The sequence below is a fragment of the Chryseobacterium sp. MEBOG06 genome (assembly GCF_021869765.1).
In the GTDB taxonomy this organism is placed as follows: domain Bacteria; phylum Bacteroidota; class Bacteroidia; order Flavobacteriales; family Weeksellaceae; genus Chryseobacterium.
This window is the reverse complement of the sequence record NZ_CP084580.1, coordinates 3,816,990-3,831,500: the sequence shown is the minus strand read 5'-3', so window position 1 is coordinate 3,831,500 and position 14,511 is coordinate 3,816,990. Positions and strand designations below refer to the sequence as shown.

11 protein-coding genes, 1 tRNA gene and 1 pseudogene are annotated in these 14,511 nt (G+C 36.9%); 5 read left to right on the top strand and 8 right to left on the bottom strand.

What is annotated here, in order from left to right:
* Positions 1-154: 154 nt before the first annotated feature.
* Positions 155-295 (top strand): transposase, encoded by a 141-nt coding sequence (locus tag LF887_RS17560; RefSeq protein ID WP_236855549.1) that lies wholly within the window; start codon positions 155-157, stop codon positions 293-295.
* 179 nt (positions 296-474) lie between these two features.
* Positions 475-642 (top strand): annotated as a pseudogene (locus LF887_RS17555) (transposase); the annotation flags it as partial.
* A 108-nt stretch (positions 643-750) separates the two neighbouring features.
* Here the strand turns inward: LF887_RS17555 and LF887_RS17550 are convergent.
* The 3 genes from LF887_RS17550 to LF887_RS17540 all read right to left on the bottom strand — a co-directional run bounded on the left by LF887_RS17550 (position 751) and on the right by LF887_RS17540 (position 4,036).
* Positions 751-823: transfer RNA gene (locus LF887_RS17550), tRNA-Phe, on the bottom strand.
* Between the two features lie 109 nt (positions 824-932).
* Positions 933-2,774 (bottom strand): lysophospholipid acyltransferase family protein, encoded by a 1,842-nt coding sequence (locus tag LF887_RS17545; protein WP_236855547.1) that lies wholly within the window; start codon positions 2,772-2,774, stop codon positions 933-935.
* Between the two features lie 23 nt (positions 2,775-2,797).
* Positions 2,798-4,036: an aspartate kinase gene (locus LF887_RS17540; RefSeq protein ID WP_236855546.1), complete on the bottom strand. Its 1,239-nt coding sequence runs from the start codon at positions 4,034-4,036 to the stop codon at positions 2,798-2,800.
* Between the two features lie 324 nt (positions 4,037-4,360).
* On the opposite strand from LF887_RS17540, the gene fbp reads away from it, so the two are divergent.
* Together fbp and LF887_RS17530 are read left to right on the top strand one after the other, a co-directional pair.
* Positions 4,361-5,377 carry a class 1 fructose-bisphosphatase gene (fbp, locus tag LF887_RS17535; protein ID WP_236855545.1) on the top strand — a complete coding sequence of 339 codons (1,017 nt, stop codon included), beginning with the start codon at positions 4,361-4,363 and terminating at the stop codon, positions 5,375-5,377.
* Positions 5,378-6,382, top strand: a complete 1,005-nt coding sequence (locus tag LF887_RS17530; protein WP_236855544.1) for an o-succinylbenzoate synthase — start codon at positions 5,378-5,380, stop codon at positions 6,380-6,382.
* Between the two features lie 14 nt (positions 6,383-6,396).
* Here LF887_RS17530 and LF887_RS17525 read toward each other — a convergent pair whose 3' ends face one another.
* Both LF887_RS17525 and LF887_RS17520 read right to left on the bottom strand, forming a co-directional pair.
* The gene (locus tag LF887_RS17525; RefSeq protein WP_236855543.1) at positions 6,397-6,564 is read right to left on the bottom strand and encodes a bacteriocin-like protein; all 168 of its coding nucleotides are present in this window, start codon (positions 6,562-6,564) and stop codon (positions 6,397-6,399) included.
* Positions 6,565-7,084: 520 nt separating this feature from the next.
* On the bottom strand, positions 7,085-8,215 hold the full coding sequence (locus tag LF887_RS17520) for an alpha/beta hydrolase (RefSeq protein ID WP_236855542.1): 1,131 nt from the start codon (positions 8,213-8,215) through the stop codon (positions 7,085-7,087).
* 278 nt (positions 8,216-8,493) lie between these two features.
* On the opposite strand from LF887_RS17520, the gene LF887_RS17515 reads away from it, so the two are divergent.
* Positions 8,494-10,164 (top strand): glutamine--tRNA ligase/YqeY domain fusion protein, encoded by a 1,671-nt coding sequence (locus LF887_RS17515; RefSeq protein ID WP_236855541.1) that lies wholly within the window; start codon positions 8,494-8,496, stop codon positions 10,162-10,164.
* Positions 10,165-10,373: 209 nt separating this feature from the next.
* Here LF887_RS17515 and LF887_RS17510 read toward each other — a convergent pair whose 3' ends face one another.
* The 3 genes from LF887_RS17510 to LF887_RS17500 all read right to left on the bottom strand — a co-directional run bounded on the left by LF887_RS17510 (position 10,374) and on the right by LF887_RS17500 (position 14,314).
* On the bottom strand, positions 10,374-11,270 hold the full coding sequence (locus LF887_RS17510) for a 3-hydroxyacyl-CoA dehydrogenase (protein ID WP_236855540.1): 897 nt from the start codon (positions 11,268-11,270) through the stop codon (positions 10,374-10,376).
* Positions 11,271-11,405: 135 nt separating this feature from the next.
* Positions 11,406-13,346 (bottom strand): oleate hydratase, encoded by a 1,941-nt coding sequence (locus LF887_RS17505; protein ID WP_236855539.1) that lies wholly within the window; start codon positions 13,344-13,346, stop codon positions 11,406-11,408.
* 89 nt (positions 13,347-13,435) lie between these two features.
* Positions 13,436-14,314 carry a helix-turn-helix domain-containing protein gene (locus tag LF887_RS17500; RefSeq protein WP_236855538.1) on the bottom strand — a complete coding sequence of 293 codons (879 nt, stop codon included), beginning with the start codon at positions 14,312-14,314 and terminating at the stop codon, positions 13,436-13,438.
* Positions 14,315-14,511: the final 197 nt, after the last annotated feature.

Sequence of the window (14,511 nt, the reverse complement as noted above, 5' to 3'; positions counted from 1 at the left end):
TTTTGCCATTAACAATAGAAGGGGAGCCCATAAGTAAAAATAAGCTTTAAATGGAGGCTTATGGCTTCAGAAATGCCTACTATTCTTAGTTGCCTGACCTTTTGCGTCTCATGACAGAGATTTTACTTCTTTTTCTAACTTAAGAAGGGGTATAATGAAACATTACAGAGATATTCTAAATTATTTTGATAAAAGAAGCACTAACGCAGCGGCTGAATCTTTCAATGCTAAAATCAAAAACTTCAGGATGCAGCTCAGAGGGGGAAGGACAGATCGTTTTTTCTATTCAGATTAACCAAACTTTTTGCGGATCAGTCTCAAAAGTTGGGGGGGGAATGTTTAGTGGTGGTATCTTTGTCTTATGCTAAGCGATTACGACCTTCTTAAATTCTTACTTCCAGAATTTCTAGTTGAACACTTTGATATCCTCAAAGCAGAAGAATATTCTGGTGAACTTCATATTTATTTTGAAAAAAGACCATAATGCACCATTACAGAGATATTCTAAATTATTTTGATAAAAGAAGTACTAATGCAGCGACTGAGTCTTTCAATGCTAAAATCAAAAACTTTAGGATGCAGCTCAGAGGGGTGAAGGACAGATCGTTTTTTCTAATCAGATTAACCAAACTTTTTGCTTAGCCCCCAACTTTTGCACCTGATCCACTTTTGTACCTGATTCAAAAATTCGTGAACGTGTAGCCCTATATAAAAACAAAAAAACCTCTAAATAAATTAGAGGTTTTAAAGTGGTTTCTCCAGGAATCGAACCAGGGACACATGGATTTTCAATCCATTGCTCTACCAACTGAGCTAAGAAACCATTATATTTTTGTTTGACTTACTTCGTTGTTTTAAAGTGATGCAAAAGTAGTAAGTTTTAGTATACAAAGCAAGTATTCATCGTACTTTTTTTTAATAAATTTAAAAACTTACTGATTATCAGCCGGATTATTTTCCTGTTCTTTTCTGATCTGCTCGCTCATCTCTTCCAATACCGGTTTTATCGTGTTTTCCGGAAGATCACTGATTCGGATATACATCAATCCATCAATGGCATCATTGAAGTTAGGATCAACGTTGAAAGCAATCACTTTAGCGTTTTGTTTAATATATTTTTTAATCAAAACGGGAAGTCTTAATTCAGGTTCAAGATCATCAATAATCTTATCCAGTTTATTAAGGTCAGATTCCATTTCTTCAAAGAAAATATTTTTATCCCTGTCACGAAGCTTTACCTTGTACTCATTTCTTGGAGTGATGTACTGAGCCACTGCAGAGTCAAAATAATTGGAACGCATGAACTCAATCATCAGGGATTTCGAGAACTCAGAGAACTTGTTAGAGATACTTACACCTCCCATCAGAAATTTATGGTCAGGATTTCTCAGACACACATGTACAATCCCTCTCCATAAAAGGAAGAGCGGAAGGGGCTTTTGCTGATATTCCTGGCAGATATACGCACGGCCCATCTCAATTACCTTTTTAAAGAAAGGATGAATGTCCTGCTCAAATTCGAATAAAGAACTTGTATAAAAGCCTTTAATGCCATATTTCTTCATCACCTCTCTACCCAATGCCATTCTGTAGGCACCTGCCAGTTTCTTCACTCCATTATCCCAAAGGAAAAGGTGATGGTAATGTTTATCATATTCATCAAGGTCAAACGGAAGATTGCTTCCTTCACCTACCGCGCGGAAAGTAAGCTCTCTCTGACGCCCGATTTCCCTCATTATTGAAGGTATTTCCTCATACGTGGTAAAGTAGAGCTCATAGTTCCCGTTACTGAACAGCATTTTATCGGTTCCTCTAAGTTTGTCAACATCTTTTATGATGTCCTCAACAGGAGTTTCATCAATAATATTCTGAACAATATTTTCTTCTTTCAGCAAAGGAAACTTTACAGATAAATTCTGAAGATTGATACTTTGAGCAAGAGATTTTCTTTTTTCATAGTAAGATTTCATCATATATACCTTGCGTTTCAGAAACTCTCCCAGTTCTTCAATGGTTTCCATATCATCCATTGCCTTCACACTGATTGGCCGCCCGATTCTGATCCGGATAGGTTTTTCCCTGTCGTTCATCATTTCAGCAGGAAGCATCAGGGTTTGTAAATTCGGGTGAAGTTTAGCCACCTGATAAAAAAGACGGCTGTTCTTTGCATGGAAATACATAGGAACTACCGGCACTTTAGCTATTCTGATAAGCTTAAGTGCCGTTTTTTCCCATTCTTTATCTAAAATTTCTCCATAAGGATTGTTTTTATTGGAAACTTCTCCCGCCGGAAAAATACCTACGCAGCCTCCGTTTTGTAAATGCTTGAGTGTTTCACGCATTCCGGACGAGCTGCTGTAAGCTTCTTTTCTGTTTTCAAAAGGGTTTACAGAGATTACAAACGGCTCCATAGGTTTGATCTTTTCCAAAAGGAAATTTCCCATTACCTTAAAATCCGGACGAACCTCCGATAAGATCTTGCACATCAGAATTCCGTCAATAGCACCCAGCGGGTGATTGGAAACCAGAATAAAAGGTCCCGTTTTCGGAATTTTTGCCAGATCTTCCTCAAAAGCTATGTAGCTTAGGTTTCTTTCTCTTACAAATGAGTCGAAAAAGTCTTTGCCTTCCTTATCTTTTAGTTTGTCGTATAATTTATTTACTTCGTTTATTTTAGCAATGCTCATCACAGCAGATGCTACTGGATTCTTGAGGAACCCAATTTTACTTAAGCCGGAAGCTTTGATCAGATCGTTTTTCGAAATTAAACTCATGTGTGTTTAGTCGCAATTAAATATTATTGTGTTACCATTTGAAGCGTATTATTAGAAATTTGTTCCAATAATACATTTTTTTCATGGTAAAATTTATCAATGTGATCCATCTTCGCATTTCTTACTGTGAATAAAGATACATTTTTAATTGCTTCGGTTTTAAAAATTTTTTGAAGCTCTTCGTTAAGTTCTTCAAGATGATTAAATTTATCCTCAAGGCATAAAGCCAGTGAGATTGCAGAATTCTGCATCAGGGATACTTTGATTTTATATTTGGATAAATATCCGAAAATTAAGCTCATATGATCCTCTGCAATGAAAGAGAAATCTCTTGTGGAGATTTTTAAAAGTTCCTGGTCTTCTTTTAAAATATAAGACTCTTCCTGTTGGTTTTTTTCTGAAGCACCTATTTTTGTTCCTTCCTTGGTCGGATCAATGAAAGATTTTACATAAAAAGGAATGTTTTTTTGCTGTAATGGCTGCAATGTCTTCGGGTGAATGACACTGGCACCGTAATAAGCCATCTCAATAGCTTCTTCATATGAGATATTGGAAAGAAGAGATACGTCACTGAACTTTCTGGGATCTCCGGTCATTACTCCCGGTACATCTTTCCAGATGGTCATGGCATCAGCATTTAAGCAATAAGCAAAAATAGCACCCGAATAGTCAGATCCTTCTCTTCCTAAGGTTACCGTGAAATTGTTGTCGTCAGAACCTATGAAACCCTGAGTCACATAACAGATTTCCGGATTAAGATGAGAAATGAATTCCTCAGTTCTTACCCAGTCTACAGACCCTTCTCTGTATGAGTTGTCTGTTTTGATATAATCTCTGGCATCCAGCCATTGATTGGCAAACTGTATTTCATTCAGGTACTCGCTTACGATTTTAGTAGAAATCATTTCTCCGCAGCTTACCACCTGATCATACACAAAGTTGTAGTTAGGAGATTTATTTCTTCTTAAAAAAGAATCGATATCATCGAAAAAGAGATTGATCTCAGCGAAAACTGCATGATTTTCAGGAAACAGACCTTCCGCAATCTCAATGTGTTTTCGTTTTATCTTTTCAATCTCAGTTTGATAGTTGTCTTTCTGGAAATAAAGTTCTACAACTTTTTCCAACTCATTTGTCGTCTTGCCCATTGCTGAAATGACCAGCAAACATTTGGCAAATCCCTGGCTTTTTAGAACCATGGACACGTTTTTCACACTGTCGGCATCTTTTACTGATGCTCCACCAAACTTGAAAATTTTCATTAAATTGTTAAAAAATAAATTGTTAGATAAAAAATTACATGAGTTTTTTACGGACGTCAAAATTATAAATTTACAACGAGATATGAAATAGGCAGGCGGTAGGATAGAATTAAGATTTCCTTAAAATGAAAAATTCATGAAATAATCTGAATTTTTCGGAGGTTTGGGATAACGATTTTGGAAAGATAATTCTCATCATCTCTATCATATTATGTTTTGTTTTTAATGTATCGTGCTGAAATACAGATGGTAGTTGGTTTGGTAATTAAATTTCATTAATGCAATAAATTTTCCGAAATTTGGGGAAAACGTAAAAAGAAAAATATGTCAAATCAACCATTACAGACTTTAGGAGAATTTCTTATCGATAAACAGGACGATTTTCAATATTCCACAGGTGAATTCTCTCGTCTTCTGAGTGCAATAAGATTGGCTTCGAAAGTAGTAAACAGAGAAGTAAATAAAGCCGGAATTGTAGATATAACAGGAGCTGCCGGAAACCAGAATATTCAGGGTGAGGAACAGCAGAAACTTGATGTGATCGCTAATGAGATTTTTATTACGGCTTTGTCTCAAAGAGAGGTTGTTTGTGGTATTGCTTCTGAGGAAAATGATGATTTTATTGACATCAAATGCGGAGAAAATGGTCATTTAAGTAAATATGTAGTCCTTATTGATCCCTTGGATGGATCTTCCAATATTGATGTGAATGTTTCTGTAGGAACTATTTTCTCTATTTACAGAAGAGTTTCTGAACCGGGAACTCCAGTGCAGCTGGAAGACTTTTTACAGAAAGGGATCAATCAGATTGCAGCAGGATATGTAATCTATGGTTCTTCTACCATGATTGTTTATACAACAGGAAATGGTGTGAACGGGTTTACATTGGATCCGTCTCTGGGAACTTATTATCTGTCTCATCCAAACATGACCTTCCCAAGAACCGGTAAAATCTATTCTATCAATGAAGGGAATTATATTAAATTTCCTCAGGGAGTAAAAAATTACCTGAAATATTGCCAGATGGAAGAAGGTGACCGTCCTTATACTTCAAGGTACATCGGTTCCCTGGTAGCTGATTTTCATAGAAATATGCTGAAAGGAGGTATTTATATCTACCCGTCTTATTCACAGGCTCCAAACGGTAAATTAAGATTGCTGTACGAGTGTAATCCAATGGCATTTCTTGCAGAACAGGCCGGAGGAAAAGCTACAGACGGATTCAGAAGAATTCTTGAAATAGAACCTACTGAGCTTCATCAGAGAATTCCTTTTTTCTGCGGAAGTGTTGAAATGGTAGAGAAAGCAGAAGAGTTTATGCGTATTGACAGCGTGAAATAAATGAAAGCAAATTATTTTAAATATTTATTACAGTTTAAACGCCCGAGTGGAACATCTCGCGGCGTTTTGCTTGATAAGGAAACCTTCATTCTGGAAGTTTCAGAAAATGGCAGAAAGGGGACAGGAGAATGTGCCGTGTTCAGAGGTCTTAGCTTCGATGACAGACCTGATTATGAAGAAAAGCTGAAATGGCTTTGTGAAAATATAGAGAAGAGCCCTCTTGATCTGAAAGAAGAACTGAAAGAATTCCCGTCTATTTGGTTTGGCTATGAACAGGCTGTTCTCAATCTGAAATATGGCCGCAATATTTATTTCCCAGGTGGATTTACTGACGGAAAATCTGCCATTACCATCAATGGACTGATATGGATGGGAGATGTAGGATATATGGAAGAACAGATTCAGGATAAACTGGATAAAGGATTCCACTGCATTAAACTGAAAATAGGGGTCAATTGGAACTCTGAGCATATAATTCTGCAGAAATTAAGAGAAAAATTTTCCAAAGATCAATTGGAATTGCGTGTGGATGCCAATGGAGGATTCAGCAAAGAACAGGCTGTTATCGTTTTGCAGCAGCTGGCAGATCTTAATATTCATTCCATAGAGCAACCCATTAAAGCTGGGCATTGGGCTGATATGGCAGAACTGTGTGCCCATACACCTACTCCCATTGCATTGGATGAAGAGTTGATAGGGATTATTGATTCTGAAAAAAAACAAAAACTGGTAGAAGTAATAAAACCACAATATATTATCCTGAAGCCAGCTTTAGTAGGAGGGTTTTCAGGTTCTGATGAATGGATTTCCATTGCCGAAGAACAGCAAATCGGCTGGTGGATTACCTCTGCACTGGAAAGCAATATAGGATTGAATGCCATTGCTCAGTATACCTTCACGAAAAAAAATCCGATGCCTCAAGGTTTAGGCACCGGATCTTTATTTGTAAATAATTTTGAATCAGATTTAGATCTCAGAAATGAGTTGCTATGGTTCAAAATATAACTGGGAAAAGTTAATTAGCAAAATGGTGGAGGTGAATCCGGACAGGTAGTCTCGCCACAGTAATCTGGAGCCCATGATCTGCAGCACATAGCACTTGGGTTCCAGTTGTTACATCCAAGAGGAGGTCTTCCTCCTTTGATTGTCTTTAACTCTCCTCTGTTGATTTTTTTTAAATTTTTCATGATTACTATTTTAATTTGTTGGCTAGTAAATATCTAAAACTTTTTTTAATTATACAACGTTTGGTGAATTTTTTTTAGTAATATTTAACAGTTTGATATGTTTAATTACGAATACGTTATCATGAAATTGTGCCTTGCTACAGCTTTTGACGCTGAGTATAAATAACAGACGTTAATGAGCGATCTTAAATAATAATTTAGATTTTTAGATACGAAAAATAAATCCCCTCAAGGCTTTGCAGGAATTCAATTGTATTTTGATCGATATAATTAAAGGATGAAGTAATTTTAAGGTCGGATAGTATATTGTTTTATAAGGTTGGTATTCAGCTAAATCACATCTTTTACGAAAATTGCTTTCTTTATATAGTTTAGTATATAGGAAAACTTCTTTTTGATCTTTTCCATAATGAAAAATTATAATTCTCTGTCATATGAATTGGCAATCTCTATGCCATTGCGCAGGTCATAATTAGTTTTAACACAGAATTCATTTTATTGGTTATATTTTAAGGAAGTGTTAAGAAATAATTGTGAAAATGTTTTCGTTATCCTTTGATCTGTTGGTGATAAGGTTCCGGTCTATTCCATTTAAATTCTGAAAAATATCATTCTGAACCTGTGAACTGGAAAGGTATCCCCAATGATTTCCGACTTCATATCTGAAACTGTTCAGAATATCATCCTTCACAAACGTACAGTCGATTATTGAAACCACATCTTTATAATTACTGATGTCACTTGGTCCGTTTTTACCCAGTCTTGGAGTTAGAATGTTTTTGGTAAACTGGGAAATTCCCAAAATCACATCCTGTCTGTTTAGATAAATGGAAACTCGGTTGGCTAATAAAGGTAATTTGTTGAAAGAGTCTTCAAAATCTTCAAATACTTTATAGCTCACATCAGCATTCAACAGCAGAACCTGATCAATTACCCGTAGTATATTTTCTCTTTTAAGGCTGTATAACATACTTTGAAGAACTCTGTTTCCCAAAGAATGAGCCATAATGTGAATTCTCTGATTGCAGGGAATAAGGTTCCGGTTGGAAAAAATATCTTTTAAAAATTGGGTGTAGAAATAAAACAGCCTCAGGAGAGAAGTTCCGGAATTGATGCTTGATGCTTTATCATCAAAATACGTCAGAGGAACAATACTGCCGGAAGCAGGCCAGCTCACAAACAGAATATGCTCAACAGGCGATGCGGGGTTATCAATAAACATTTTCTTAAGGTCAAGAATAGCTTTTAATTCATCATTAAAATCATAAGCATAACCATGGATGAATATCAGTATATCACTTCTGTTTTTGTCGGAAGACCTGTTTTTGTACAATTCATAAAAAAGTCTCTGGGTTCCGCCAAGATTATTGGCCGTAAGGGAAGATTGATTAATCCCTTTTTCGTTTAGCAATACCTCAAGAACCTCTTCATATCCCTGTTTTTCGGGTTCAGAAAACAGTTGATAATTTAAAATATTCCTGTTGGTATAATCTTTTTTCTTTTTGGCCGCTGCTGTAGGTTCTTTATAGCTGTCAAAATCACATTTAGCGATCCTGAAATTGGGGATGGAGTATTCTTCATTTGAAAAAGAATCTACTCTTTCGCCTTTATGCCGGATAATTTTCCGGTTGCTTAAGATATAAACGGCCATGATTAGTTTTTTATAAAGTTAAAAAAAATATTGATTCAAAATATTTCTTTCTCATGATTTAAAATTTTAAAACTGTAAAATATTTTATTTTCATTCAATTTTATCATTACGATAAAAGAACTTGCGTTTTGCGGTTTCCAGCCTCACACGGATTTTAGAACGATAAGTTGCAGAAGCCTAAACCCGATAAAAAAGGGTTAAAAAGATAGAGTTTTCTGAACCCCAAATTTTCCGTAACTTTGTGCAACTTTTTTTGCTAAAAAATAAAAGCTAATTTAATGGAAGAAGAAAAAAAATCACTCAATTTTATTGAGCAAATTATAGAGGATGATTTGGCAAACGGTCTGAAAAGAGATCAGATTCGTTTCCGTTTCCCTCCTGAACCAAACGGTTACCTGCATATAGGACATACAAAAGCAATCTGCATCAATTTTGGTTTAGGTGAAAAATACAATGCACCTGTAAACCTTCGTTTCGATGATACGAACCCTGAAAAAGAAGAACAGGAATTCGTAGATTCTATCAAAAAAGACGTTGAATGGCTGGGTTTCAAATGGGATAAAGAATTGTATGCATCAGACTACTTCCAGCAGCTTTATGAGTGGGCAGTGCAATTGATCAAAGAAGGAAAGGCTTATGTAGATGAACAGCCTTCTGAAGTGATTACCGAACAGAGAAAAAATCCTACAGAACCGGGAGTGGAATCACCATACAGAAACCGTCCTGTAGAGGAATCTTTGGATCTGTTTGAAAGAATGAAAAACGGAGAGTTTGAGGAAGGTACAATGTCACTTCGTGCAAAAATCGATATGGTTTCGCCGAACATGAATATGCGTGACCCTGTGATGTACAGAATTCTGAAAAGACCTCACCACAGAACAGGTACTGCATGGAAAATCTATCCGATGTATGACTGGGCACATGGTGAATCAGATTATCTGGAACAGGTTTCCCACTCACTATGTTCATTGGAGTTTGAAAACCACAGACCTCTTTATAACTGGTATCTGGAGCAGGTATCTGATGAAACTAAAATAGCACCTAAGCAGAGAGAATTTGCAAGGATGAATGTTTCCTATATGATTACTTCCAAAAGAAAGCTGCAGAGACTGGTAGCTGAGGGAACCGTAACAGGATGGGATGATCCTAGAATGCCTACCATCTCCGGGATGAGAAGAAAAGGATTTACCCCGCTTTCCATCAGGAACTTTATTGATAAAGTAGGGGTGGCTAAAAGAGAAAACCTGATCGAAATTCAGCTGTTGGATTTCTGTGTACGTGAAGACCTGAATAAGGTAGCTAAGCGTGTAATGGCAGTAGTAGATCCGGTAAAATTAGTGATCGAAAACTATCCTGAAGATAAAGAAGAATGGTTAGACACTGAAAATAATCCGGAACAGGAGAATGCCGGAACCAGAGAGGTTCCTTTTTCAAGAGAATTGTATATTGAACGTGAGGACTTCAAAGAAGAAGCTAACAATAAATTCTTCAGACTGAAATTAGGCGGAGAAGTTCGTTTAAAATCTGCTTATATCATTAAAGCTGAAAGAGTAGAGAAGGATGAAAATGGTGAGATCACTACCATCTATGCTACTTATGATGAGAAGAGCAAGTCTGGAAGCGGAACAGAAGAAAGTTTAAGAAAAGTAAAAGGAACCCTTCACTGGGTGTCTGCAAAGCATGCGATTCCTGTAGAAGTAAGAGTCTACGATCAACTGTTTACGGTGGAGCAGCCTGATGCTGAAAAGGATGTGGATTTCCTGAACTTCATTAATCCAGAATCTGTAACTACAGTGAAAGGTTTTGCTGAACCAAGCCTGAAAGATGTAGCAATCGGAGAACCACTTCAGTTCCAGAGAATCGGATATTTTACAAAAGATAAGGATTCTACAGAATCTACTTTGGTATTCAACCGTACAGTAACTCTGAAAGATTCTTATAAACCATAAGGGGTATCAGAAATACTTAATACATACAGGCAGGACTTCATTGGAGTCCTGCTTTTTCTTTTGTTGTAAAGCGGAAGTGGATAGAGATTTTTAAACCTGCAGGTCGACAAGGTAAAATAATTTTCAGGAATAGAAGATCAATAAAAGCAGGTCTTACAAGAAAACCTGCCTGGCTATTTTTAACAGTTTAAAATCTGAAAATTTAGATTCTATTTCAGAAAATCCTTATCCTGATAAGTAGGGTTTGGGTATTTGTAAAAACCTTCGCCCGTAAGAACTCCCAGTTTCCCTTTATCAATATAATCCTCTTTTAATCTTTCAACGGCCTTGATCTTCAACGGATCCTGAGTTTCCTCTGCTTCCATTTTATTGATGTTATAAGCTGTTGTAATCCCTACAACATCCAGAATGCCAAATGGACCTACAGGTGCTCCCGTAGCTACCATCCATGTCTTATCAATCGTTTCAATGTCTGAAACTTCATCAATCCAAAGATTAACCGCAGCACCAAGTAACGGAACAAGCAGTGAATTGACAATATATCCGGGCTGTTCTTTATAGATAGGCAGTGCTACCATTCCGATTGCCTTGGCAAATTGAATGACAGAATCAAATACTTCCTGCGAAGTTCCCGGATGACGCATTACTTCTCCGGTGTTGTGTTTCCATATTTCATTGGCAAAATGCAGGGCTACAAACCTTTCCGGTCTTCCTGTAGCTTCTGCAAACTCACTTGGAAGAAGAGTGGATGAGTTGGTTGCAAATACTGTTTTTTCCGGTGCTGCCTGAGCCAGCTTATGATAGAACTCTGTTTTTATTGTGGGATCTTCCGGAACGGCTTCTATCAGAAGATCTGCATCTTTTACAGCTTCGGCAAGATCGGACGTATAACTGAGGTTTTTAAACGTTGTATCAAGCTGTTCCTGTGTAGCATTAAGATCTTGCTTATAGCTCTCACTTAGAACGCTGAATTTACTTTTAGCCTTATTCAGTACTTCGTCATTGATATCGTAAACAGTCACTTTGAATCCGTGATAGGCAGTCTGGAAGGCTATCTGATATCCTAAGACACCACTTCCTGCTATCGTTATATTTTTAAAATCCATGAGATTTATTTTTATGGTGAAAATGAAAAAGTTGTTTTAAAAGCGGATGATACCATTACATCAAAATACAGTGTTAATCTGTAATCAGACCGGTAGACTTACCTTTAAAACAACCTTATTGTATGGGCTTTTATTTTAGCCTTTTACTCCTTTGATCCAGTCCTGGAATCTACCTACCTGTTCCATTAAGAAAGATTCATGTTCTTCTTTTTCTTCCGGGCGGTTAACAAGGATATGTTCAAAATAGGTTCCTTTTAATACTTTTCTTAAAATACCTTCTCCTAAGAATGGCTTATAGTCATTAAGGGCCTGAGTGGCTTTTAATAAATGTCTGATATCATACTGAAGCGGGTTAATATCAGGAACCTGCTTGTTAAGGTTAAGAAGATTGTAAACTGCTATTCTCGCGGTTCTCACAGAACTTTCCATAGTGAAGACAACATCATTGTTGGTTTCCACAAACTGTCCTACAAGACCTAAATTGTTACATCCTTCAGGAACCACTCTCGGACGGTCTCCCTGAGCTCTGGGCATAAACATAGAGGTGATATAAGGCATGAACGCTGTACGTACTATTGTATTTTCTATGACATTATCCAGTTGTTCTGCGATACCCAGGTGGTGGCAAAGTTCTGCAAGGATTTCGTTTCCTGTACATTGAGGCATTGTTTTTTTGATATAGTTCCCTTCTTTATCCATTAGTAAGGCGTATACCCAAACTACAAGGATGTCATCCGGCTGGGTAGGGAAGTGCGGCTGTCTGTTGCAGGTAAAACTCATGACCCAATTGGAGTCTGTAATGGTAATAATTCCTCCTGTAGCGGTTCTTCCGGAATAAGGATCATTTACACACAGTTCTTTTAATTTCTCAGTAAAAGCAGAAGGACGGCAGGTTAATGTGGCAGATTCCCATGAAGATTTTTCAATGTGGCTGCAGAATTTTTCAGGTTTCCCGAATACTTCAGATTTTGCAGCAAGGTTTTTCCACAATTTCCATCCGGCACTTTGTCCTGCACTGCTGTTGTCTATCGTTACTTCTGGAGCCGTATTATTATCTCCATAGAAGGTACTTTCTGTCATTGATCCGGTGGTCACGATTACGTAATCATCTTTACCGATTGGTATTTTAACTTCTTTTCCATCTTGTTCAGCAATAATTCCTTCTACTGTTTTTCCTTCGGTATTGATATGGATGTCAAGATCTCTTACCAGAGTATTGAACTGGATCTGTACTCCTTTTTCTATTAAGAAATTCTTTAATGGAGTTACATAGGTGTCATACTGGTTATATTTAGGAAAGACAAGGCATGAGAAATCTTTCATTCCATCGATGGCGTGAAGGAATCTGTGCATATACAGTTTCAGTTCCAGTAAGCTGTGCCAGTTTTCGAAGGCGAACATAGAGCGCCAGAAGAACCAGAAATTACTGTTTAGAAATGATTCTGCAAAATAATCTTCAATCGTAAGATCATCAAGCTCTTCTTTTTTCTTTAGTAAAAGTTTGACAATAGCCAGCTGATCTTTCTTTTCAAGCCCAAATTTGCTGAAATCTTTGATCTCTCCCTGGTTATGAATAAGTCTCGCTTTGGAATAGTTGGGGTCATTGTCATTGATAAGGCGGTATTCGTCCAATACACTATAGGGAGCCGGGAGTTCCAGAGCTGGAATATCCTGGAACATATCCCATAAATTTTCATAGGTCATGTCCATTTCTCTTCCTCCACGGATGATATAGCCGTCTTTTGCATTACCTGCTCCGTCAAGAGATCCTCCTTCAATATTCAGCTGGTCCAGGAAAATAATATTTTTACCGGGAACATGGCCGTCACGGATGAAATAATAAGCAGCGGACATTCCCGCAATACCGCTTCCTACAATATAGATTTTACTGTTTTCGTAAGATTTCAAAGGAATTCCTTTGTTACGTTGATAGTTTCCGATCTGGTCGGAGAAAGGCATCGTTTTTTCAGGAGTGTTAATCTGAACTTCTTTACTTGAATCCGGTTCGTGGTTTACTTTTCCAAACTGGTCAGAGGTATTTAAAACTTTGTCGAATTTTGAATTGATCGTACTCATTTTTTATTGTTTTTAATTAACATGATAAAGGTACCTCTATTCACAAAGCAATATATATCCCCAATGTCGGAATTACTGTCCCCAAATTCTTACGACTGTATATTTTCTTTTATTCTGTACTCCGAAGGGGAAAGGGAAGTATGTTTTTTGAAGAAGCGCCCAAAGGCTGATGCAGAATTGAACTGAAGCTGAAAAGCAACTTCTGATATAGTGATATTCGGATTGCCAAGCATCATAAAGGCTTCTTTTAGTAAAGTATCATCTATTACTTCATGAGGTGTTTTCCCACAGGCTTTTTTAATGATATTGATGAGGTATTTATTGGATATGCACAGCTCATCAGCATAAAACTGAACCGTTCTCTGCCCTCTGATATTCTCCCGGATCAGTTTACTGAATTTCAGATAAAGATCTTTCTTTCCTTCCTCTTTTTCAGGGCTTGTTCCATTTTCTTTTTCTACGATCTCTGCTGTTTCGAGCAGAAGATTAAAAATAATGGTCCGGATGATTTCTTCTGTAAACTTTCCCTGCTTCCTGGATTTCCTTTTAAGATAATCCAGCAGATTCTGTAATAACGCAGAATTTTTTGCAGTAGTTTTCACAATGCTGTAAGAGCCTTTAGAGAAGAGGTTCATTTTCTCAATGATAAAAGGATTCGAAATATTTTTGATCAGGAAATTTTTATCAAAGAATAAGAGTTTCATCATAAAGTCTCCGCTGGTTTTCAAGAATTTTACGATGGTAGACGGTGCAGCCATAAGAAAGCTGTCGGCCCCCACTTTATATTTCTGACGGTCTATTTCAATATTGATCTCTCCCGCGGTACAGATACAGAGGGCATAATAATCCATTCTGAAAGGGGACTCAGGAAAATTGAAAATGGGCTTTCCGGAAGATATATAATAGGACTGGCGGCAGTCAATACTGTAAAAGGATAGCGTATCATGTAAATTTTCGTAGGTTACCATTCTTGAGTATTGGTTAAATATTTATTGTGTTTTTAAGAGTTTTAAGTTTAAAAACCCTGTTGTTACCGCAATTTACGATTTTTATAAAAGTCTCTGGTCTTTAATATATTAAAAAAAGCTTTTTTTTCAGGATACAGATGATAGTCTGTTTTTATGAATGTTATTTATAAATAAGTACGCTAAACAAAGGGTTTTGG

Excerpts from the sequence above, each read along its gene's own strand:
- LF887_RS17560 (WP_236855549.1), top strand. The coding sequence starts at position 155 with ATGAAACATTACAGAGATATTCTAAATTATTTTGATAAAAGAAGCACT.
- LF887_RS17545 (WP_236855547.1), bottom strand. The coding sequence starts at position 2,774 with ATGAGTTTAATTTCGAAAAACGATCTGATCAAAGCTTCCGGCTTAAGT.
- LF887_RS17540 (WP_236855546.1), bottom strand. The coding sequence starts at position 4,036 with ATGAAAATTTTCAAGTTTGGTGGAGCATCAGTAAAAGATGCCGACAGT.
- fbp (WP_236855545.1), top strand. The coding sequence starts at position 4,361 with ATGTCAAATCAACCATTACAGACTTTAGGAGAATTTCTTATCGATAAA.
- LF887_RS17530 (WP_236855544.1), top strand. The coding sequence starts at position 5,378 with ATGAAAGCAAATTATTTTAAATATTTATTACAGTTTAAACGCCCGAGT.
- LF887_RS17525 (WP_236855543.1), bottom strand. The coding sequence starts at position 6,564 with ATGAAAAATTTAAAAAAAATCAACAGAGGAGAGTTAAAGACAATCAAA.
- LF887_RS17520 (WP_236855542.1), bottom strand. The coding sequence starts at position 8,215 with ATGGCCGTTTATATCTTAAGCAACCGGAAAATTATCCGGCATAAAGGC.
- LF887_RS17515 (WP_236855541.1), top strand. The coding sequence starts at position 8,494 with ATGGAAGAAGAAAAAAAATCACTCAATTTTATTGAGCAAATTATAGAG.
- LF887_RS17510 (WP_236855540.1), bottom strand. The coding sequence starts at position 11,270 with ATGGATTTTAAAAATATAACGATAGCAGGAAGTGGTGTCTTAGGATAT.
- LF887_RS17505 (WP_236855539.1), bottom strand. The coding sequence starts at position 13,346 with ATGAGTACGATCAATTCAAAATTCGACAAAGTTTTAAATACCTCTGAC.
- LF887_RS17500 (WP_236855538.1), bottom strand. The coding sequence starts at position 14,314 with ATGGTAACCTACGAAAATTTACATGATACGCTATCCTTTTACAGTATT.